Origin of the sequence: Dryocola clanedunensis (assembly GCF_038405435.1) — a bacterium.
In the GTDB taxonomy this organism is placed as follows: Bacteria; Pseudomonadota; Gammaproteobacteria; order Enterobacterales; family Enterobacteriaceae; genus Dryocola; species Dryocola clanedunensis_A.
In genome coordinates, this window is record NZ_JBBYHZ010000010.1 from 71324 (window position 1) to 91897 (window position 20574).

Annotated in this window: 17 protein-coding genes; 12 read left to right on the forward strand and 5 right to left on the reverse strand. The window is 58.0% G+C overall.

All coding sequences use genetic code 11. The features are described from left to right. Nucleotides 1-54: 54 nt before the first annotated feature. Nucleotides 55-1905: a signal peptide peptidase SppA gene (gene sppA / locus AAE045_RS18560; protein WP_455548970.1), complete on the reverse strand. Its 1851-nt coding sequence runs from the start codon at nucleotides 1903-1905 to the stop codon at nucleotides 55-57. A 167-nt stretch (nucleotides 1906-2072) separates the two neighbouring features. On the opposite strand from sppA, the gene AAE045_RS18565 reads away from it, so the two are divergent. The 6 genes from AAE045_RS18565 (at nucleotide 2073) to AAE045_RS18590 (ending at nucleotide 7191) form a co-directional block, all read left to right on the forward strand. Then, on the forward strand, nucleotides 2073-2624 hold the full coding sequence (locus AAE045_RS18565; RefSeq protein ID WP_455548971.1) for an NAD(P)H nitroreductase: 552 nt from the start codon (nucleotides 2073-2075) through the stop codon (nucleotides 2622-2624). 118 nt (nucleotides 2625-2742) lie between these two features. Next, a complete protein-coding gene (selD, locus tag AAE045_RS18570) occupies nucleotides 2743-3786 on the forward strand; it encodes a selenide, water dikinase SelD (protein WP_455548972.1) in 1044 nt (347 codons plus the stop codon). A gap of 4 nt (nucleotides 3787-3790) precedes the next feature. Next, nucleotides 3791-5779, forward strand: a complete 1989-nt coding sequence (locus tag AAE045_RS18575; RefSeq protein ID WP_455548973.1) for a DNA topoisomerase III — start codon at nucleotides 3791-3793, stop codon at nucleotides 5777-5779. Further along, the gene (locus AAE045_RS18580; RefSeq protein ID WP_455549022.1) at nucleotides 5745-5987 is read left to right on the forward strand and encodes a DUF1496 domain-containing protein; all 243 of its coding nucleotides are present in this window, start codon (nucleotides 5745-5747) and stop codon (nucleotides 5985-5987) included. Before AAE045_RS18575 ends, AAE045_RS18580 begins: the two co-directional genes overlap by 35 nt. 15 nt (nucleotides 5988-6002) lie before the next feature. Continuing rightward, the gene (locus AAE045_RS18585) at nucleotides 6003-6575 is read left to right on the forward strand and encodes a carboxymuconolactone decarboxylase family protein (RefSeq protein ID WP_455548974.1); all 573 of its coding nucleotides are present in this window, start codon (nucleotides 6003-6005) and stop codon (nucleotides 6573-6575) included. Further along, entirely contained in the window at nucleotides 6568-7191 is a 624-nt protein-coding gene (locus tag AAE045_RS18590; RefSeq protein ID WP_455548975.1) for a CDP-alcohol phosphatidyltransferase family protein, read from the forward strand. Before AAE045_RS18585 ends, AAE045_RS18590 begins: the two co-directional genes overlap by 8 nt. Before the next feature lie 37 nt (nucleotides 7192-7228). On the opposite strand, the gene treA is transcribed toward AAE045_RS18590, so the two are convergent. The 4 genes from treA to AAE045_RS18610 all read right to left on the reverse strand — a co-directional run bounded on the left by treA (nucleotide 7229) and on the right by AAE045_RS18610 (nucleotide 12062). After that, a complete protein-coding gene (gene treA / locus AAE045_RS18595) occupies nucleotides 7229-8941 on the reverse strand; it encodes an alpha,alpha-trehalase TreA (protein WP_455548976.1) in 1713 nt (570 codons plus the stop codon). Nucleotides 8942-9081: 140 nt separating this feature from the next. Further along, nucleotides 9082-10455 (reverse strand): serine/threonine protein kinase, encoded by a 1374-nt coding sequence (locus AAE045_RS18600; protein WP_455548977.1) that lies wholly within the window; start codon nucleotides 10453-10455, stop codon nucleotides 9082-9084. A 36-nt stretch (nucleotides 10456-10491) separates the two neighbouring features. Further along, nucleotides 10492-11442 carry a hypothetical protein gene (locus AAE045_RS18605; protein ID WP_455548978.1) on the reverse strand — a complete coding sequence of 317 codons (951 nt, stop codon included), beginning with the start codon at nucleotides 11440-11442 and terminating at the stop codon, nucleotides 10492-10494. A gap of 125 nt (nucleotides 11443-11567) precedes the next feature. After that, a complete protein-coding gene (locus tag AAE045_RS18610; RefSeq protein WP_455427878.1) occupies nucleotides 11568-12062 on the reverse strand; it encodes an SH3 domain-containing protein in 495 nt (164 codons plus the stop codon). A gap of 809 nt (nucleotides 12063-12871) precedes the next feature. Between AAE045_RS18610 and AAE045_RS18615 the strand changes: the two genes are divergently transcribed. From AAE045_RS18615 to AAE045_RS18640, 6 genes are all read left to right on the forward strand, one after another. Next, nucleotides 12872-14269 carry a diaminobutyrate--2-oxoglutarate transaminase gene (locus AAE045_RS18615; protein WP_455548979.1) on the forward strand — a complete coding sequence of 466 codons (1398 nt, stop codon included), beginning with the start codon at nucleotides 12872-12874 and terminating at the stop codon, nucleotides 14267-14269. Next, the gene (locus AAE045_RS18620; protein WP_455548980.1) at nucleotides 14269-15741 is read left to right on the forward strand and encodes a pyridoxal phosphate-dependent decarboxylase family protein; all 1473 of its coding nucleotides are present in this window, start codon (nucleotides 14269-14271) and stop codon (nucleotides 15739-15741) included. Before AAE045_RS18615 ends, AAE045_RS18620 begins: the two co-directional genes overlap by 1 nt. A gap of 274 nt (nucleotides 15742-16015) precedes the next feature. Continuing rightward, nucleotides 16016-17167 carry a BamA/TamA family outer membrane protein gene (locus AAE045_RS18625; protein WP_455548981.1) on the forward strand — a complete coding sequence of 384 codons (1152 nt, stop codon included), beginning with the start codon at nucleotides 16016-16018 and terminating at the stop codon, nucleotides 17165-17167. Between the two features lie 90 nt (nucleotides 17168-17257). Further along, the gene (locus tag AAE045_RS18630; protein ID WP_455548982.1) at nucleotides 17258-18235 is read left to right on the forward strand and encodes a hypothetical protein; all 978 of its coding nucleotides are present in this window, start codon (nucleotides 17258-17260) and stop codon (nucleotides 18233-18235) included. After that, nucleotides 18235-19368, forward strand: a complete 1134-nt coding sequence (locus tag AAE045_RS18635) for a BamA/TamA family outer membrane protein (protein ID WP_455548983.1) — start codon at nucleotides 18235-18237, stop codon at nucleotides 19366-19368. The genes AAE045_RS18630 and AAE045_RS18635 overlap by 1 nt, the downstream gene beginning before the upstream one ends. Then, on the forward strand, nucleotides 19368-20489 hold the full coding sequence (locus AAE045_RS18640; protein ID WP_455548984.1) for a DUF4056 domain-containing protein: 1122 nt from the start codon (nucleotides 19368-19370) through the stop codon (nucleotides 20487-20489). The genes AAE045_RS18635 and AAE045_RS18640 overlap by 1 nt, the downstream gene beginning before the upstream one ends. Nucleotides 20490-20574: the final 85 nt, after the last annotated feature.

Genomic DNA, 20574 nt, shown 5'->3' on the forward strand with positions numbered 1-20574 from the left:
GCGGGAAAAAATCAGCCCGGCGATTGCCGGGCTGATTTTATTGCTTAGGTTTGCTTACCTTACATCTCCGCAGGTGAGGCAGAAGGCGTAGCGGTTTTGCGGATCGTTCATGGTGCCGAACTTGTCGTTCTGCGCTTTTACCGCCAGCGCTGCGTCCGCCAGCGGGGCAGGCAGGTAAGCCTGAATCGCCTCCGGCAGCATGGCGCGCACTGAGCCGCTCATGCTGTTAAACACCATATCCACGAAGCTCGGATCGTCCTGCCAGAAGTCCAGGTGCCAGCTTTTCAGCTTCGCAAGCTCGGCCGCTTTGGCAACCGCGTCGTCGAAGTCGCCCAGGCTGTCCACCAGGCCGTTGGCTTTCGCATCCTGACCGGTCCAGACGTGGCCCTGGGCTATCTGGTCGATCTGCTCCGGGGTTTTCTTACGGGACTCGGCGACCAGGCCGATAAAGCGCTTGTAGCCGTTTTCAATGGTCAGCTGCATCATCTGCCCGACTTCCGGCGGCAGCGCTTTAGTGACCGCAACGTCTGCCAGCGGCGACGTTGACACGCCGTCGGTGTGCACGCCAATGCTGTCCAGCGAGTTCTCAACGGTGTTGATCACGCCAAAGATCCCGATTGAACCAGTCAGCGTGCTTGGGTTAGCTACGATGTAGTTCGCAGGCGTTGAAATCCAGTAGCCGCCGGATGCCGCCATGCCGCCCATAGAGACAACGATAGGTTTACCCGCCTCACGCGCTGCGGCTAGCTCTTCTCGGATCACCTCTGAGGCGGATACGCTACCGCCAGGGCTGTTAACGCGAAGGACAATGGCTTTCACTTTTGGATCCAGGCGCGCCTCGCGAATTTGCATCGCAGTGGTGTCGCCGCCGACCTGGCCCGGCGTTTCTTCGCCGTCCATGATGGCGCCGTTGGCGAAGATCACCGCGATGGAGCCGCCTTGGTCAGGCGCTTTCTTCACCTGATAGTCGTACATGCTGGTGTAGCTGAAGTCTTTGTTCTCTTTGCTCCAGCCGAACTGCTTGATCAGCGCTTTGTCGACGGTAGCGCCGGACGCCAGCTCATCAACCAGTTTGCTGTCCAGCGCGTACTTCGCCGTATCGCCACCAAGTTTAGTCAGGTTATCCAGCAGGCCCTGCGCCCCCGGGAACGCCTGCTCAGGGGTGATCTGGCGGTTAGCGGCGATAGTACCGATATAGTTCTGCCACAGCTCGCCAATCCAGCGGCTGTCCGCCTCGCGGGCGGCAGGGGACATATCGTCACGAATATAAGGCTCTACGGCTGATTTGTAAGTGCCCACGCGGAAGATATGCGTAGAGACTTTCAGCTTATCCAGCAGGGATTTGTAGTAGAGCGAGTTGGTAGCAAACCCGTGCAGATCGACCATACCCTGCGGCGACAGCCAGATTTTATTGGCGAAGCTGGCAAGATAGTACTGGCTCTGGTTGTAGCTGTCGCCCGTGGCGTAGACCGGTTTACCGCTGTCGCGGAACTCGCGCAGCGCTTTGCCGATATACTGCATTGAAGGCTGATCCGCCCCGGCGAACTCTTTCAGATCCAGCACGATGCCGGTGATATTGCGGTCGTCTTTCGCCTGGCGAATCGCATCCACGATATCAAACAGGGAGTTTTCCTGCAGGCGGTCGGAGCTGGCCCCGAGCAGCTGGCGGCCAATGACGCCGAGCTTATTGCTCACCGACGGCTTATCGACCACCACGCCGGTAATATCCAGCAGCAGCGCGCCGCGGGACGGCTCGGAAGAGGTGCTGCTCACCTGCAGCCAGATGCCGACGCCAACCAGCACCAGCAGGATCAGGAACATATTGAGAATGAATTCTCGGATGAAATTAAGCAGACGCCATGTCCACTTGAAGAAACCGGCAATAAAACGCCCTATGGTACGCATGTCTTCTCCGTCGCCGTCTGAATCCAGGGCTGTCCAGAATGACAGCCAAAGTGACCGCTATCCTAAATAGCCCTCGGCCAAAAGTCAGCAGGAATTCGGCCCGGCGCTGTAACAAAAGGCACGGGCGTGTTAATTTTGTGAATGAAAATCACTACAGGAGTTACCTAATGGATGCACTCGAACTACTGCTAAACCGCCGCAGCGCCTCACGTCTGAGCGAGCCAGCCCCGGCGGGTGAAACGCTGGAAAACATTTTCCGCGCCGGTATGCGTGCGCCCGATCACGGTACGTTACAGCCGTGGCGCTTCATCGTGATTGAAGGCGAGGGCCGCGAACGGTTCAGCAAAGTGCTGGAAGCCGCCGCCATTGCCGAAGAGATGGACGAGAAGGGCATAGAGAAAGCGCGCACCGCGCCGTTTCGTGCGCCACTGATCCTGGCCGTTGTCGCCCACTGCGACGACGAGCACAAAGTTCCGGTCTGGGAGCAGGTTGTCTCTGCGGGCTGCGCCGTGATGGCGATGCAAATGGCCGCGGTGGCCCAGGGCTTCAACGGCATCTGGCGCACCGGGCTGTGGACGGAAAGCGAAGCGGTTCGCGAAGCTCTTCACTGCCGCGAGCAGGACGAGGTTGTCGGCTTCCTCTATCTCGGTACCCCGCAGCTGAAAGCCTCCACCACCATTTCCGTACCGGATACCACACCATTCGTGCGGCATTTCTGAACAATTAACGCAAAGCTGTCTGGATTGTGAGCGAAAGCAGCGCAATTCAGACACGCACACTTACTACTCCTTCATTTGAGCGCTAACATAGAGCGATTGCCAATGACAGGAGATGTCCATGAGTGAGCAAACCGTTCGTTTAACGCAGTACAGCCACGGTGCCGGATGCGGCTGTAAAATTTCCCCGAAGGTGCTGCAAACCATTCTGCAGTCGGAGCAGGCGAAGTTTGTCGACCCGAACCTGCTGGTGGGGAACGAAACCAGCGACGACGCGGCGGTTTACGATCTGGGCAACGGTACCTGTGTCATCAGCACCACTGACTTCTTTATGCCGATCGTGGATGACCCGTTTGACTTCGGGCGCATCGCGGCGACGAACGCCATCAGCGATATCTACGCCATGGGCGGTAAACCCATTATGGCGATTGCCATTCTGGGCTGGCCTGTGAATACCCTCGCACCGGAAATAGCCCGCAAGGTCATTGAGGGCGGACGTTTTGTCTGCCAGCAGGCGGGGATTTCCCTGGCGGGTGGGCATTCCATCGACGCACCGGAGCCGATTTTTGGCCTTGCTGTTACCGGCATCGTGCCGACCGATCGCGTGAAGAAAAACAGCTCGGCGGAAGCGGGCTGCAGGCTCTATCTCACCAAGCCGCTGGGCATTGGCGTGCTGACCACCGCCGAGAAAAAATCCCTGCTCAAACCCGAACATTATGGCCTTGCCGCCGAAGTGATGTGCCAGCTTAACAAGCCCGGCGCGGAGTTTGCCGACATTGAAGGCGTGACCGCCATGACGGATGTGACCGGCTTCGGGCTGCTGGGCCACCTCAGCGAAATGTGCCAGGGGGCGGGCGTTCAGGCGGAAGTGTGGTTCGATAAGGTGCCAAAACTGCCGGAGGTCGAAGCGTACATCGCCCAGGGCTGCGTGCCGGGCGGCACCGGACGTAACTTCGCCAGCTATGGCCACCTGATGGGGGAGATGTCCAGCGCGCATCGCGATCTGCTTTGCGATCCCCAGACCTCCGGCGGGCTGCTGCTGGCCGTTCGTGCAGATGCGGAACAGGCCGTTGCCGCCGTGGCAGAGAAAAATGGCATTAAACTTACCGCCATTGGCGAACTGAAAACCGCCCGCGCGGGACGACCGATGATCGAGATCCTGTAATCACATGCGGCTGTTTATTGCGGAAAAACCGAGCCTGGCGCGTGCAATTGCAGACGTGCTGCCCAAGCCCCACCGTCGCGGTGACGGCTTTATCGAGTGCGGCAACGGGCAGGTGGTCACCTGGTGTATCGGCCACCTGCTGGAGCAGGCGCAGCCGGACGCCTACGACGGGCGCTATGCGCGCTGGAATCTTGCCGACCTGCCCATTGTGCCGGAAAAGTGGCAGCTGCAGCCTCGTCCTTCGGTCACCAAACAGCTCAACGCCATCCGCAAGCTGCTGGATCAGGCTACCGAAGTGGTTCACGCAGGTGACCCGGACCGCGAAGGGCAGCTGCTGGTGGATGAAGTGCTGGATTACCTCCAGCTCCCGCCTGAAAAGCGTCAGCAGGTGCAGCGCTGCCTGATTAACGATCTCAACCCGCAGGCCGTGGAGCGCGCCATTTCCCGCCTGCGCTCCAACAGCGAATTTATCCCGCTATGCGTTTCGGCGCTTGCCCGCGCACGGGCGGACTGGCTTTACGGCATCAATATGACCCGCGCTTACACCATTCTTGGGCGCAACGCGGGCTACCAGGGCGTGCTGTCCGTAGGGCGCGTGCAGACGCCGGTGCTGGGCCTTGTGGTACGCCGCGACGAAGAGATTGAAAACTTCGTTGCGAAAGATTTCTTCGAAGTAAAAGCCCATATCATCACCCCGGCAGACGAACGTTTTGTGGCGACCTGGATCCCCAGCGAATCCTGCGAACCTTACCAGGATGAAGAAGGGCGTTTATTGCACCGTCCGCTTGCCGAGCACGTCGTTAACCGCATTGGCGGGCAGCCCGCCGTTGTCACTGCCTATAACGATAAGCGGGAATCCGAAGTGGCGCCGCTGCCGTTTTCCCTCTCCAGCCTGCAAATCGAAGCGGCGAAGCGCTTCGGCCTCAGCGCGCAAAACGTGCTCGACGTCTGCCAGAAGCTGTATGAAACCCACAAGCTGATTACCTATCCGCGCTCCGACTGCCGTTATCTGCCGGAAGAGCACTACGCCGGGCGGCATTCGGTGCTGAACGCCATCAGCGTGCATCAGCCAGATTTGCTGCCGCAGCCTGCGGTGGATACCGATATTCGCAACCGCTGCTGGGATGACAAAAAAGTTGATGCCCACCATGCGATTATCCCGACGGCGCGCAGCTCCCGCGTCTCGCTGACGGAAAATGAAGCTAAAGTTTATAACCTTGTTGCCCGACAATACTTAATGCAGTTCTGCGCCGACGCGGTGTTCCGCAAATGCACCATCGACCTGGACATCGCGGGCGGCAAGTTCAACGCCAAAGCGAGATTCCTGGCCGAGGCGGGCTGGCGCACGCTGCTGGGCAACAAAGAGCGCGACGAGGAAAACGACGGCACCCCGCTGCCGGTGGTCGCCAAAGGGGACGAGCTGCTGTGCGAGAAGGGGGAGGTCGTTGAGCGACAAACCCAGCCGCCGCGCCACTTCACCGACGCCACGCTGCTTTCGGCCATGACCGGCATTGCCCGTTTTGTACAGGATAAAGATCTGAAGAAGATCCTGCGCGCCACGGACGGCCTGGGGACGGAAGCTACGCGCGCGGGGATCATCGAACTGCTGTTTAAGCGTTCCTTCCTGGTGAAAAAAGGGCGCTATATTATCTCCACCCCTCCGGGACGCGCGCTGATTCACTCCCTGCCGGAGCTGGCCGCAAGGCCGGACATGACCGCGCACTGGGAATCGACGCTGACGCAAATCAGCGAAAAGCAGTGCCGCTATCAGGACTTTATGCAGCCGCTGGTGAATACGCTTTATGAGCTGATTCACCAGGCCAGAACGACCCCGGTCCGTCATGCCTTTAAAGGCATTAAAGCGCCGGAAGACAATAAAAAACCCCGCAAAAGCTGGGCAAAAAAAGAGGGAAGTGAGGATGCGAACAAAAAGCCTGCTCGTCGGCGTCGCGGCGCTGATGGTGAGCCTGCCGGGGATGGCGCAGCGTCTTGATTCACAGCTGGACATCAACGTTCCGCCGGAGGTTTTCACCAACCAGACTCAGCGCGCCCAGCCGTGTAACCAGTGCTGTATCTATGAAGATAAAAACTATTCCGAAGGTGCGGTGGTAAAAGCCGAGGGCGGCGTACTGCTGCAGTGTCAGCGGGACGATAAAACGCTGAGCACCAATCCGCTGGTCTGGCGTCGCGTAAAACCCTGAGAGCCCTGCTGAATCATGACAAATAAATCTCCGTGGGTGGCACCGCTTAACAAGCTGCCCGCAAGCCTGCGTCCGATTGTGGCCATGCAGGAAAAGCACTTTGGCGCGGTGCTGAACCCCACCCGCTGGTGGGGGCGCTACCCGTATCTCTTCTGGCTGATTGCGCTGTTTGTCGGCTTCCTTGAGCGCCGCCGGGCGAAAATCGACGCCGTGACCCGCTCGCTGGTGATGACCCGCGTGTCCCAGCGGTGCTGCTGTGAGTTCTGCATTGATGCCAACAGCCTGCGGCTCGCAGAGCGCAGCGGGTCGATGGACAAAGTGCTGGCGGTGGCGAACTGGCCGCAGGAAACGCTGTTCAGCGAGCGTGAACGCGCCGCGCTGGCCTATGCGGACGCTATGACCGCTACGCCGCCTGCGGTCGGGGACGAACTGAAAGCCACGCTTAAAACCCACTTCGATGATAAAGCGATTACCGAACTGACGGCCCTGATCGCTTTTCAGAATCTCTCCGCACGGTTTAACGCGGCGCTGGATATTCCCGCTCAGGGCCTGTGCGTGCCGAAGGGCGGGGAAAAGCGCGATGTTTGACAGCTACCTGCATCCACGTATTAAGCCAGCGCTTAACCAGATGGTGAGCGTGCTGGATAAACCCTCCATTACCCCTGACGGCCTAACGCTGTTCGGCTTCGCCGTTGGCGTGCTGGCGCTGCCGTTTCTGGCGCTACAGTGGTATGGCGCAGCGCTGGTTGTCATCCTGCTCAACCGCTTATTCGACGGCCTGGACGGGGCGCTGGCCAGAAGGCGAGGGCTGACGGATGCGGGGGGCTTTCTTGATATCGCACTGGATTTTCTGTTCTACGCGCTGGTGCCGTTCGGCTTTATTCTTGCTGACCCGGCACAAAACGCCGTGGCGGGCGGCTGGCTGCTGTTCGCGTTTATCGGCACCGGCAGCAGCTTCCTTGCCTTTGCAGCGGTCGCGCAAAAGCACAGTCTTGAGAACCCCGGCTATGCGCACAAGTCGTTTTATTATCTGGGAGGCCTGACCGAAGGCACAGAAACTATCGCGCTGTTTGTGCTGGCGTGCCTGCTGCCGGAGGCGTTTGCCTGGCTGGCGTGGGTGTTTGGCGCGCTGTGCTGGATGACAACGCTGACCCGGGTATGGAGCGGCTATCAGACGCTGAAAAGGGTGGTTAAGCCTGACTAAGGTTGTCGGATGAATCAGGCTTCCCCACCCTGTATAGCTACTGAGCGGCCTTCACGGGCTCGGCGTTCGTCACCGGCCCCGGCGTTGCGGAGGGCAGCTTATCCGGCGTCGAATCACACGGTTTTTCTTTACCGCACAGCATATCCAGCATTTTCAGCGTTACGCCGTTAGTCCAGCCGAAGCCGTCCTGCAGCGGATATTCACCGCCACCACCGCCGGTCCCGGTGGTTGATACATCGTATTTCTCCACCAGTTTTTGCTCGCGGTTATAGGTGTGCTGCACGTTGGTCAGGAAGCGCCAGGTGACCTCCATGGCCAGTTCTTTATGTCCGTAGTTTTGCAGCCCTTCGGTCGCCACCCACTGCAGCGGCGCCCAGCCGTTTGGCGCATCCCACTGCTGACCAGACTTAACGTTGGTGGTGGCAAGTCCGCCCGCCTTGAGGAGCTGAGCGCGCGTTGCCGTCGCCATTTTATCGGCGCGCTCTTTCGAGGCCACGTGCACATAGAGCGGGAACAGCGCGGCGGCGGTCAGCTGGCTGCGCACGGCGTTACGTTTAAGATCGTAATCCGCATACCAGCCCTCTCTGGCGTTCCACATATTAGCTTCGATAGCCTTCTGACGGTCGTCCGCCAGCTTCTGGTATTTCGCCGCACCGGCATCGTCTTTGGCTACCCGGCTGGCGTGGGCCAGCGTTTTTTCGAGCTGATACATCAAAGCATTCAGATCGACAGGCGCGATGGTCGTAGTGCGGATCGATCCGAGCTGCTCAGGGTTGTCCATCCAGCGCGAGCTGAAATCCCAGCCGGATGCCGCACCCGCGCGCAGATCGCGATAGATTTCAGTGGCGGGGCGGTTGGGGTTGTTCTTCGCCGTGGTGACGTCGTCGAGGTACGATTCGGTACGCGGCGTATCCCGGTCATCCCAGTAGCGGTTGAGGATTGCCCCGTCCTTGAGTTTGACTACCCGCTTGTTCGCCTGGCCTGCGGTCAGCGCATCGCTGCCTTCCATCCAGTAGGCGTACTCCTGTTTGAGCTGCGGCAGGTACTTGCTGTAAACCTCGTCGCCGCCGTGGCTGGCGAGCAGCTCAACCATAAACGCGAAGAACGGCGGCTGGGAGCGGCTCAGGTAGTAGCTGCGGTTGCCGTTAGGAATATGGCCCCAGGTGTCTATTTCGCTGGCAAAGTTATCGGTCATATCCTGCACTTTATCCCAGTGCCCGCTTTCCGCCAGGCCCAGCATGGTGAAGTAGCTGTCCCAGTAATAAACTTCACGGAAACGTCCGCCCGGCACGACGTAAGGCTTCGGCAGCGGCAGCAGGGAGTCCCATTTCCCCGCGCTGTCGGTCGTCCGGGTCAGCACCGGCCACAGCCCGTCGATATGCTCGCGCAGGGTTTGCCCTTCCGGCGGCACGTACTTTTCGCCTTCCTTCGGCAGGATGAAGTTAACCTGCACAAAATGCTTCAGGTCGAAGCCGGACTGATTTCGCTGCATGCGGTAGTCCGCCAGGATCATCAGCGGATCGCCGTTGGGAACCGCATCGGCGAAGGTTTTTTGATCGGGGAAGAGCTTTGCGGTCTGCACATCGGTAAACAGCGGCCCAAGCAGCGCGTCCGGCGGCTGGGGCTGCGCCCGAAGCTGAGGTGTCTCGTCGGCGGAAGCCGGAAGGGTAAAGGTGACGAAGGCGCATCCCAGCGCCATCTGAACAGCAAGCAGTAACGTACGGGGACGGCGCAAACCAGGATTTATCATCTATTGTTCTCCTTTGCAGGACCGCAGCGAAAGTTTACTGCGATCAACCATATGAAAACCTTAGACGAATTTCACAGCCGCTGCGTGTCGTCAGGTAGCAAAAGTGAGGAAAGCAGACAAATTACCCTCCTCGCGGCTTGCTATTCCGGCGGATTTAACAGCCAGGTACCGGGTTTGTCGACGGACAACGATGCCGTACGGGTCTGGCTCTGATTGCGCAGGGTGATGTCATATTTCCCCGCCGGAAGCTGAAGAATGCCATAGCCGTTCGTGGTGGGAACGTTTTTCTGCGGCTTGCCGTTCACCTCCATCTGGTCGCCCTCGTTCAGATGAATGTAAACCCGGGCAAGCAGGTTCCCCGCAGCAGGGGCCGTTTTAGCCGCGGGCTTAGATACGGCGGGTTCAGCGGGGCTTTTCACCGCTGTTGCCGACACCTCCGGCGACGAGCGGCCAAAAATCAGCGCGCCGGCAATCACGCCGACGACTACGCCTGCGGCAATCTGTAGCGGGGATTTATAGCGCCTCCATCCGGTGATTGCAGCGACGTCCTCTTCTTCTTCCACCGCAACCAGCATGGTACCAGGCTGTTTTGTCCCCGGCACGTCGCCAGCTTCCCCCAGCGGGATATCGGCCAGCGCGGCAAATGCTTCAATGGACTGCGGGCGGTCTTCGGGCTTCAGCGAGAGGGCTTTGTCGATAGCCTGCAGCAGGCTGGTGGAATAGCCTTCAATCTGGCTTTGCGCCAGCGGCGTGCAGGTATCCTGAATACTGCGCGCCACGCTTGCCTGCGGCGTATTACCGGTGATAAGCGTATAGAGGATAGCGCCCAGGGCATAAATATCGGTCCACGGGCCAAGCTGGTTTTCAAGATCTTCGGTGTACTGCTCCAGCGGCGCAAAGCCGGGGTGCAGCAGAGTTTTGCTCTCGTCGCTCATCCCGCTGGCGTTGCGGCGTGAGGCGGCAAAATTGAGCAGCAGCGGAATACCGCTGTCCTGGATCTGAACGCTTTTCAGCGACAGGTCGCGGTGAATATAGCCGCCGCTGTGCAGGGCCGCCAGCGCGCCGCACAGCATTGGCAGCATGCCGCGTAGCCAGGCTTCATCGATGATTTCGGGCTGTTGCTGCTGCAGCTCCGCAAGGGTGATGCCGCTGTAGAACAGGGTGGCGGTATAGGCCGTTTCGTTAAGCGTCCAGAAGCGCAGCACCTGAAGCAGGTTCGGATGGTTGAAGTGGGCAAGCTGGCGCGCTTCCTGAATAAAGCGGTTCAGGCCGGTAGTGAACTCCGTGCTGTCCTGCTTGCTGCGCAGGACCAGGCGCATATCGTCGCTGCGCACGGTCAGGGCACGCGGCATGAATTCACGGATGGCAATCGCACGCTCCAGCTGATGGTCCCAGGCCCGGTAGACAATGCCCGTGTTGGTGGAGTCGATGACTTCCTGAATTTCAAACTCGTCAAAGCGATAACCGGGCGGCAGCGCGTCGGGGACACCTGGCGTGTAGTCGTTAACTATCATGATGCCTTCTCTGCTCAAAATTAAAAAGTTTTCGGACTATTTCTGGGCGCGCCATGCGCCGACCGCCGGGTCCCGCAGCTGCGGATGCAGGGAGTCAATCAACAACAGCGTAATGGTTGTGTCGGGCTCCAGCCAGGCCGACCACACCCTGCGGATCTCATTAAGCCTGGCCTGCAGCCGGGACTCATCCAGGGCCATTTCGCGGGGAACTTCGACGGCAATGGTGCCGGTGGTTTGCCAGCCGTTCAGCTCGGGCTTGTAGGGCAGGATCATCCAGCTAAGCGGGGCGTGTTCGTTGCTGACCACCATCCGCTCGTTGTTCAGGCTGGTGATAAGCAGCGTATCCGCGTTGGCATTATTGCTTAAGCCGCTGACCGGGAAGCCGTGAACAAAGGTCATTTCGAGACGTTTTTCGCCGTTTTTCCCGCTCTGGATGACTTCGCTGCGGCCGTTCAGCCAGCCGCCTTTTTCGCATTTGCCATCGGGAATAAAGAGCGCGGAGGCGTTTTCATCCCCACGCCAGAAGGTGCGCAGATGGCAGCCGTCCTGCAGGGTAAACTCCTGCCACGGCGTGCGGTCTGCCTGGGGCGACATCTCTTTGGCCTGCTCGGCAGAAGAGGTGTTTTCCGTAATGACCGGCGCGACGGTCACCGCCCAGTCGCTGTTTTTCGCGGCCGTGCCGAAGGCAAGGGTGTCGCCCTTATCGTCTTCCATCCGCCAGTTAACCAGCTCGATTTTTTCGCACTGGCTTTCCAGCAGCGCGCCCAGGCGGGGCATGAAGCTGTTGAGAATTGACGGCGTTTTTTCACCGTTGGCAACAATGCGCAGGGGAAGCTCGGTGTCGCACCAGCTCTGCGGCGAATTATTTTTGATGTTGTCGATCCAGACGTCCAGCTTCTGGGAGGGGGACTGCACAATACGATAATTCCCTGCCCATACGGTTGTTGATGCCAGCAGCAACGCAACGCCTGACAGCCAGAGTTTCATAATAATCCTTGAGCCAAAGTGAATGATGAGTGGGGCGCGGCAGCCGGGCAGAAAATGCCGGGTGCGCCCCTATGTTCTCATGGTAACTGCTTGTTTTAAATCTTTCTTTCTAGCCGCCAGGAGGACTAATCGATGATCCAGGTGCCGTTGTTGGCGTTCTGGCAGGCTTTACTGGCGTTATCCACCGCGACGCAGGTTGTTTTCTTTGCCGCTTTGCGAGGGCGCGGGCGATCTTTCTTCAGCGTCTGGGCATACAGCTCGCTTTTAACCAGCGCGCGCATCGGCACGTAGCCCGTCAGCTGCTGCTTGTCTTTTTCCGCGATGGCAAGCCACGAATGTTCAACCTGACCCAGCACGCGATAGGTCTGGCCGTTTTCCAGCTGGCCGATAACCTTGCCACCGAAGTCTGGCTTGCTCAGAATAGAGCCCGGATAGAGCGCCCGGTAGTCGGCATCAATCGCCGTGAATTCCGCCGGTGGGGAGACGGCGTAGCGGTGGGTGAGCGTAACGCCGTTCACCACGCTGGTCACAATGGTGTCATCCGTCATGGTCGGAGGCGGCGCTTTGCAGCCAACGACGCTTGTGACGACAAGGAGGGCTAACAGATTTCGCAATTTCATCGTGACTTTCCCTGAAAATTTTATCGTGTGGGCAGGGAAGTCCTGGCCCGGGATAGAAAATTAAGCGTATGGGTTAAGCATAGTAGTCGTGATTTTACATAGCCTGATTAACAATTCAATGGCGAGATAACATCGCCAGAACATTAAACGGGACGGATAACAAACTGCGGGAAAAACAGGCAAAAATAATCCCTCTGAATCCCACCGCTCCGCCAGCCTGGAAAAACAGCGTAAAAGCTCGGCTTTTATACTATCTTACTGAATAATAGCCAGTAAACTGTAGCTTATTCTTATGGGATCTGCCCTTCAAAAAAGAAGGGTAATTGGCGTTCGGGGACGTGAACCTGAGGATAATCTTAAATCAATTTTTATTCCTTTCCCGCCACATAGAGTGCGCGGAATTAAAAGGCCAGCCTTATTTAATTGCCGTGCTAAATAACGTCATTAATAAACAAGCTTAAAAAGTTTCGCTGCTCGCATTAGCGGTCGGCATTAGCCAGGAGACGAGAGCACTTTACCCTGCCGGAAAGCAAAAATATTGGCAGGCCGCAGGCTTCGTGCTGTTTGTGACAATTTTTTTACATTCCATATTAATGCCCGCGTAACGTACTTAACGCAGCACGAAAGGCCGAGTTGCTCATAACTAATTGATAGTATACTGTTAAATTAATCATTTCGGATTGAAATTAATGATTGAGCCGCAGGGGAAAAGGCTCTATATTGGCCGCGTTTTTCTCACGCTCGTTACTTTTATTTTTCAATTATTCAACTGTGGCGTTACCAATAATCCCAGTTGTAGGAGTGATATGATGACGGATAAAGTCCGTATTGATACTTTAGGTGCAAATTCATTAAATGGTAACAACGAAGCGTATTTAGCCAGACAGGCTGAATATGAATCGAATGTCAGGAGTTATCCCCGTAAGCTGCCGCTGGCTATAGCAAAAGCCGAAGGCGTATGGATAACCGACGTTGAGAACAATCACTATCTTGACTGTCTGGCCGGCGCGGGAACGCTGGCGCTGGGTCATAACCACCCTGACGTACTGCAAAGCATCCAAAATGTCCTTACCAGCGGCTTGCCGTTACATACACTGGACCTGACTACCCCCCTGAAAGACCAGTTTTCCGCCTACTTACTCTCTTTATTACCCGGTCAGGGGAAAGAGTACTGCCTGCAGTTTACCGGCCCAAGCGGTGCGGATGCGGTAGAAGCGGCGCTTAAGCTCGCCAAAAAAGTCACCGGCAGAAGCGGCATCATCAGCTTCTCCGGGGCCTACCACGGCATGACGCACGGCGCGCTGTCCGTCACCGGCAACCTTTCACCCAAAGAAGCCATCAACGGTATGATGCCGGAAGTGCAGTTTATGCCTTACCCGCACCAGTACCGCTGCCCGCTGGGCATCGGCGGTGAGGCGGGCGTGAAAGCGCTGACCTACTATTTCGAAAACCTGATTAACGACGTTGAAAGCGGCGTGCGCAAACCTGCGGCGGTTATTCTGGAAGCCGTTCAGGGCGAGGGCGGCGTGAATCCGGCCCCGGTCGAGTGGCTGCAGCGCATCCGCAAGGTGACCCGGGAGCACGGCATCCTGCTGATTATTGACGAGGTGCAGGCTGGCTTCGCGCGCACGGGTAAATTCTTTGCCTTTGAGCACGCGGGCATTGAGCCGGACATTATCGTGATGTCCAAAGCCGTAGGCGGCGGCCTGCCGCTGGCGGTGCTCGGCATCAAAAAACAATTCGATGCCTGGGAGCCAGGCCACCACACCGGCACCTTCCGCGGCAACCAGCTGGCAATGGCAACCGGGCTTAAAACTTTACAGCTGCTGAAAGATAACAATGTGGCTGACAAAGTGGCGGCGCAGGGCGAGTGGCTGAAGGCTAAACTGGGCGAGCTGCAAAAACGCTATCCGGTTATTGGCCACGTACGCGGTCTGGGCCTGATGATCGGCATCGAGATTGTTAAGCCTTCTGAAGCGCAGGACCACATGGGCAGCTACCCGGCGGACGGCGAGCTGTCGGCGCTGCTGCAGAAGAAATGCTTTGAGTCAGGGCTGATCCTCGAACGCGGCGGCCGCCACGGCAGCGTGCTGCGCCTGCTGCCTTCGCTGCTTATTACTAATGAAGAGCTGGGCATATTCCTCGACAAATTCGAGCAGGCAATGCTGGGCGCAGGCCTGAAGCCCGTCGGCGGAGAACAAGCGTAATGTCCGAGCAAAATCCAATTCTGTCCTCTTCACTGCAAAGTATTGAGGCCTATCAGCAGGCCATCGCCCAGAGCAGCGAGGCCGTTGTGCAGTGGCTTAAGCAGCCTGAGATGTATCAGGGTAAGAGCGTTGCCGAGCTGCGCGAGCGCATCAGGCTTGACTTCAACCCGCAGGGCCTGGGCAACCAGGCCGCCATCGAACGCGCTGTCGAATACTTTTTAAAAGACAGCCTGTCGGTGCATCACCCGCAGTGCGTTGCCCATCTGCACTGCCCGAGCCTGGTGGTCAGCCAGGCGGCGGAAGTGCTGATCAACGCCACCAACCAGAGCATGGATTCCTGGGACCAGAGCCCGTCGGCCACCCTCATCGAAATGAAGCTGATCGAGTGGCTGCGTAACCTTGTGGGCTACGGGGCGGGCGACGCGGGCGTCTTCACCAGCGGCGGCACCCAAAGCAACCTGATGGGGCTGATGCTGGCTCGCGACGCCTTCTTCGCGCGTCAGGGGCATTCCGTCCAGCAGGACGGGCTGGTGGGCAATCTCAGGAAGATGAAAGTTTTCTGTTCTGAGCACGCCCACTTCTCCGTGCAGAAGAATATGGCGCTGCTGGGGCTGGGCTACCAGTCCGTCACGCTGGTCAAAACTGACCGCTTCGCGCGCATGGACGTAGGCGACCTTGCCCAGAAGCTGGAGCAGGCGAAGGCCAACGGCGAGCAGGTCATGGCCATTGTGGCGACGGCGGGCACCACGGATGCCGGCGCTATCGATCCCCTGCGCGATATCGCGCGCCTGGCCGCCGAAAACAATATCTGGGTGCACGTGGATGCGGCATGGGGCGGCGCGCTGCTGCTTTCGGAGCAGTACCGTGACTATCTGGACGGCATCGAGCTGGTGGATTCCATTACCCTCGACTTCCACAAGCAGTTCTTCCAGACCATCAGCTGCGGCGCCTTCCTGTTAAAAGAAGCCCGCCACTACGAGCTGATGCGCTATCAGGCTGCCTACCTCAACTCCGAGTTTGACGAAGAGCAGGGCGTGCCGAACCTCGTGTCGAAATCCTTGCAGACCACGCGCCGTTTCGACGCGCTGAAGCTGTGGATGGGGCTGGAGGCGCTGGGCCAGAAGCAGTACGCGACTATTATTGACCACGGCGTGAGCCTGGCGCAGGACGTGGCTCATTACATTCACGAGCAGCCAGCGCTTGAGCTGGTGATGCAGCCGCAGCTGGCAAGCGTGCTGTTCCGCTATCGCCCGGCTGAATGGCCGCCGGAGAAAAACGCCGATGTGGCCCTGCTGAACCAGAAAACGGGGGACGCGCTGCTGGAAAGCGGACGGGCCAACGTCGGGGTCACCGAGCACGGCGGCGTGACCTGCCTGAAGCTGACGCTGCTGAACCCGACGGTGACGCTGGAGGATATTAAAATCCTGCTGGCGCTGGTGGAGAAAACGGCGCGGCAGGTATTGAACCCTTAAGCAAGCCAAGTGGCGGATGCGCCGCGCCTGTCAGCCCTACAAACGAACAGGTGCGGCGTCATTCGCCAATGAACATCACTTCACCCTGCAATACTGCCAGAACGTCTCTGGCATCCCACCTCATCCGAAAGATAAGCTAACTGTTTTGTCACATCCGGGCGGCAAAGCCGTACTCTTGTATAAGTTTCATGCTGGTCTATGCTCAATTCAGTGATAAAGCACCAAAGATCATTGTGTGTGTTTGAAAATTAAAACAAAATCACCATTTTTCCGGATGCTGCTTATGAACAGGATGCTGTTGTGCCTGCTGAGCGTCGGGCTCGGGCTGCCCGCGGCCGTCAGCGCCAGCGGTTTTATAGACGATACGGATGGCATGCTGGATATGAGCGAATACCTGACGGATAACCGTTACGGCTTTCTGCCCATTCCGGTGGTGATCACCGAACCGGCTGTGGGCTACGGCGGCGGGCTGTTCGGCCTGTTCCTTCACGACACGGCGGACAGCGAAAACTCAAAGGCCAGGCAGAACGGCAAAATGATCCCACCGGCCATGACGGCGTTCGGCGGCGGCGGGACCCAGAACGGGACGTGGTTTGTTGGCGGCGGGCACCGCCACACGTGGAATAACGACAGCATCCGCTACCTCGTGGCGCTGGGCTATGCGGACGTCAATCTCGACATTTATTCCGGCGATACGCTGGGGTTTGGTGAGGGGAAGGGCGTCAGCACCCGGACCAAAGGCTATGGCGGTATGCAAAGGCTGCTGTTTCGGGTCAGCGATACGCCGTTCTTCGTTGGCGCGTCGCAGTTTTACGCCAATATGGATATTTCTGCGGACAACAAAGTTATTAACCGGGCGCTGCAGCGCGTGCTGGGCGAAAACAGCACCACTTCTGCGCTTGGGCTGATGGTGCAGTACGACACGACGGATAACTTTTTTTATCCCCAGCGCGGGCTATCGGTAACGGGCCAGTACCAGTTTTACTCCAGCTTCCTGGGCGGAGATTATCGCTATAACCAGCTGTCCATCGACGGCAAATATTTTCAGCCCCTCGGTCATGATTTGACGCTGGTGCTGGCGGGGGACTACCAGTCCCTGTCGAACCGCGATGGGCATCTGCCGCCGATGGCCAGGCCCTATATCAATCTGCGGGGCATCTCGCGCTACCGCTACCAGGGCGATTACGTCAGTACGGTACAAACGCAGCTGGAATGGCAGATGACGCCGCGCTGGACGCTGCAGGGGTTTGTCGGCGCCGGGAGCGCCAGCAAAGAGGCGGATGAGCTTTATAACCAGACGGAAGTGGCTTGGGGCGGCGGTTTTCGCTACCTGGTGGCCCGCAAGTTCGGCCTGCGCACGGGGATAGACGTCGCTTTCAGCGACAGCGAGCAGGCGGTATATTTCAATGTTGGAGCGGGTCTGTAAAGGGAGTTTACCGCCCCAGACGATAACGCAAACATAATTAAAAACGCATGAGCTGTTCGTCCGCGTGGGCGCAGTTTCGAGAGGGTTTGGATGAAGACGATATTTATGGGTAAACAGCAGTACCGGATGCTTGCACTGCCGCTGCTGCTGTTATCCGGGCATGCGCTGGCGGCGGCTGACACAGAGGCGAACTCAGAGAGCAGCACATTTCCAATCTGGGGAGATGAGGCCCGCGCGCGCGGCTACTCCATCCCGCTGCCGTTTGGGGTAAATCTCAGCTACATGAATATGCGTCAGAACGTTGACGTCGACAGCATTACTTTTTCCGGCCTGAAGCTTGGTACGCACGCGATCCCGACCGATATGTTCAATATTGACGTCGGCAGCACCCGCGAGCGCAGCAAGACGGAGAACCTGCGTCTGGACATGTGGGTCTTTCCCTTCCTTAACGTCTACGGTCTGATTGGCTACACCAAGGGCTCATCCGTATCTAACGTTTCGGTAGATGCCGATCCTTCTTTATATACGGGTATCGACCGCATTATCGCCTCCTCGGTGCATAACCTGAATCGCAGCGGCGACCTGAAAGATATCGACTTCCAGCTGGATTTCAAAGGCCAGACCTACGGGGCCGGTTTTACCCTCGCCGGTGGCTATAAAAACTGGTTCGGCCTGGTAGACACCAACTACACCCGGACGGATTTCGATATTCTGGATGGCGAGATCTCTGCGCTGACCGTCTCGCCGCGCGTTGGCTATCGCTTTGAGCTTCAGGGGATTTCAGGGCCATCGCACCTGAGCCTGTGGGTGGGGGCGATGTACCAGGACGTGCAGCAGGAGTTCCGGGGCAGCCTGTCCGATCTGCATATGCCCGCTCAGCTTCAGCCGCTGATCAACACGGTGAACAAGGACGATCAGGGCCGCTTCGACGTGAAGCAGCACCTCACGTCGCCGTGGAACACGCTGCTTGGCGCACAGTATGAAATTACGCAAAACTTTAACGTGCTGACCGAGATTGGCTTTAACGAGCGCAACAGCTTCTTCGTGGCGGGCGAATATCGATTCTGATGAACAGATATGGAACGTTGTTCTTTGCTGTGCTGAGCCTGCTGTCCGTTTCGCAAAGTGCCCGGGGCGTGAGCCGAGAAGAAATTGACGGTTTTCTCGGCAAGCTGGGCGCGGACAATCAGTATGACGCCAGTAAGGGGATCAACTGGAGCGTGCTGCCCGGCCCGTTTTATACCCCCGAGTTAAAACTTGGCCTCGGCGCGGCGATTGCCGGGGTTTACCGCGTCGACCCTAATGATAAAACCACGCAAAACTCCTCGATTTCATTCACCGGGTTTGTCAGCAGCAGCGGTGCGCTTGGCGTGGGCATGAAGTCTTACACCTTCTTCAGCGGTGACAAATGGCGCATGTTTGTCGACGGCTCGCTGGCGAATATCCCAACGGGATTCTGGGGTATCGGCTACGACGCCGCGCAGGGGAACGAACAAAAATACACGGACCAGTCCGTCAGCGTGCATCCGCAAATCATGCGTCAGATCGTTGATAACCTCTACGCAGGCGTGGGCTGGGACTATTCAACAATGCACGCAACCGAGCTGGAAGATACGCATCCGGGCGATAACTTCACCCGTTACGGCGCGGTCAAAGACTCCAAAAGCTCGGGCGTAACGGCAACGCTTAATTATGATTCGCGTGATGTCATCACCCGGCCACGGCGCGGGCAATTTTTCAGCGCCGAATACAGCAACTTCGACCCCTCTCTCGGCTCGGATAATCACTTTACCGTTCTGCAGCTGCAATATAATTATTACCATCCCCTGAACGAGGAGGACGTACTGGCGTTCGACCTGTGGGGACGTTTTTCTCGTGGGGATGTGCCGTGGGATCGCCTGTCTGAACTCGGGGACGACAAGCGCATGCGGGGCTACTACCAGGGGCGCTATCGCGATAAAGACGTGGTCAGCACCCAGCTGGAATACCGCAAAAAGCTCGACTGGCGAAATGGCTACGTGCTCTGGCTGGGAATGGGTGCGCTGGGAGGCAGCACGGGCGATCTGCTGGATAACGCGCCGCTGCCAACCACGGGCGTCGGCTACCGCTTCGAGGTAAAACCAGACATGAACATTCGTCTTGATTTAGGATTTGGGAAAGAGAGCGCCGGATTTTACTTCCAGGTCGCGGAGGCATTTTAATGCGGGTATGGCTTTTCACACTGCTGCTTGGCATCACAACCTTAAGCTACGGCGCTCAACCGCCCGTTGCGGATATTTTACCCATCGAACAGGCGAGGCGCGCCTGGCCGGTAGTGGAAAACCTTACCCCGCCGGAGTCCTTGCGCCCCTGCTGCGCGTTCGGCTATGACCTGCACGTTCGGGCAATCGGCGTGCCTATTCCGATCTACCAGATTGGCAACGTCCTGACGGTATCGACCCTCGGCCACCACCACTACAACGACAGCGCGTTTGGGGCGGTTAAAAATATCGTCGGCCTAAGCGACGAGAAAAGCGGCCTTATCTACACCCACCGTGGCGGTTTTATTGATATTGCCCACGTGCGCGATACCGCCGACAACACGCTCTATCTCTTCTCGCAAATCCATGCGCTGCTGGGCCAGGACCAGCGAATATTCTTCAGCGAAGAGCTTGGCCTGCGGCGTATCCAGCTGCAAGCTTTTACCCCGCCAGCCGCGATGGCGGAGCGTTACAGCCTCGCCGCATGGCTGGCGGGCCACCTGGCATTTCAGATGGCCCAGTGGCATGAAGTTGCCCAGTGGTACGGCTTCCAGTCCGTCCCCGGTTTCTCTGAAGAGATCTCCGCTTTCTCGCCGGAAGATCTTTACTCCAACCTGCTCGGCGCACGTCTGGCAATCAATGTGATTTTGCAGGGCCAGGCCGGTTCCGTTGAAGCCTACGATCGCGCGATGGATAAAGCTCTGCACTCTGCGCTGATACAGCTAGGGGCGGTAAACAAAGAAGAGACCGAAAAAGAGTTCCGCGACCTGGACGGCGACTGGTGGAACAGCAAGCGCCGTGTGCCGGATAAATTCCTGGTGCTGAACCGCAATTACGATCTGAGCGAAAACCGCCTGCCAACGGAGGTCCCATTCGAGCAGGCGGAACGCTACCGGCTGGTGATGCCCGCGACGGTGGCTGGCATGACGCTGAGCAGCCTCGGGGAGTTACAAATCCATAAAGGCAGCAAGATGAAGGGGCTGAAAGCGCCGGACGGTTTTTATACGCCGCCACAGTTTAAAGCGCTGGCGGAGCAGGCAAAGCAGGCCGATCAGATACAGCTGCAGAGAATGAATAAATAGCCTCAGCGCCATCCACCGTTGTTGACCGACCTGCTGGTTTTGGGGTTTGTAGGGGGGATAAGCGCAAGCGCCATCCACCAAAGTA

What these genes read in the sequence shown, in the direction of transcription:
- AAE045_RS18635 (WP_455548983.1), top strand. Translation starts at nt 18,235, where the DNA reads ATGAACAGATATGGAACGTTGTTCTTTGCTGTGCTGAGCCTGCTGTCC.
- AAE045_RS18625 (WP_455548981.1), top strand. Translation starts at nt 16,016, where the DNA reads ATGCTGCTTATGAACAGGATGCTGTTGTGCCTGCTGAGCGTCGGGCTC.
- AAE045_RS18640 (WP_455548984.1), top strand. Translation starts at nt 19,368, where the DNA reads ATGCGGGTATGGCTTTTCACACTGCTGCTTGGCATCACAACCTTAAGC.
- AAE045_RS18590 (WP_455548975.1), top strand. Translation starts at nt 6,568, where the DNA reads ATGTTTGACAGCTACCTGCATCCACGTATTAAGCCAGCGCTTAACCAG.
- AAE045_RS18580 (WP_455549022.1), top strand. Translation starts at nt 5,745, where the DNA reads ATGGTGAGCCTGCCGGGGATGGCGCAGCGTCTTGATTCACAGCTGGAC.
- AAE045_RS18565 (WP_455548971.1), top strand. Translation starts at nt 2,073, where the DNA reads ATGGATGCACTCGAACTACTGCTAAACCGCCGCAGCGCCTCACGTCTG.
- treA (WP_455548976.1), bottom strand. Translation starts at nt 8,941, where the DNA reads ATGATAAATCCTGGTTTGCGCCGTCCCCGTACGTTACTGCTTGCTGTT.
- AAE045_RS18615 (WP_455548979.1), top strand. Translation starts at nt 12,872, where the DNA reads ATGACGGATAAAGTCCGTATTGATACTTTAGGTGCAAATTCATTAAAT.
- AAE045_RS18605 (WP_455548978.1), bottom strand. Translation starts at nt 11,442, where the DNA reads ATGAAACTCTGGCTGTCAGGCGTTGCGTTGCTGCTGGCATCAACAACC.
- sppA (WP_455548970.1), bottom strand. Translation starts at nt 1,905, where the DNA reads ATGCGTACCATAGGGCGTTTTATTGCCGGTTTCTTCAAGTGGACATGG.
- AAE045_RS18600 (WP_455548977.1), bottom strand. Translation starts at nt 10,455, where the DNA reads ATGATAGTTAACGACTACACGCCAGGTGTCCCCGACGCGCTGCCGCCC.
- selD (WP_455548972.1), top strand. Translation starts at nt 2,743, where the DNA reads ATGAGTGAGCAAACCGTTCGTTTAACGCAGTACAGCCACGGTGCCGGA.
- AAE045_RS18620 (WP_455548980.1), top strand. Translation starts at nt 14,269, where the DNA reads ATGTCCGAGCAAAATCCAATTCTGTCCTCTTCACTGCAAAGTATTGAG.
- AAE045_RS18630 (WP_455548982.1), top strand. Translation starts at nt 17,258, where the DNA reads ATGAAGACGATATTTATGGGTAAACAGCAGTACCGGATGCTTGCACTG.
- AAE045_RS18585 (WP_455548974.1), top strand. Translation starts at nt 6,003, where the DNA reads ATGACAAATAAATCTCCGTGGGTGGCACCGCTTAACAAGCTGCCCGCA.
- AAE045_RS18610 (WP_455427878.1), bottom strand. Translation starts at nt 12,062, where the DNA reads ATGAAATTGCGAAATCTGTTAGCCCTCCTTGTCGTCACAAGCGTCGTT.
- AAE045_RS18575 (WP_455548973.1), top strand. Translation starts at nt 3,791, where the DNA reads ATGCGGCTGTTTATTGCGGAAAAACCGAGCCTGGCGCGTGCAATTGCA.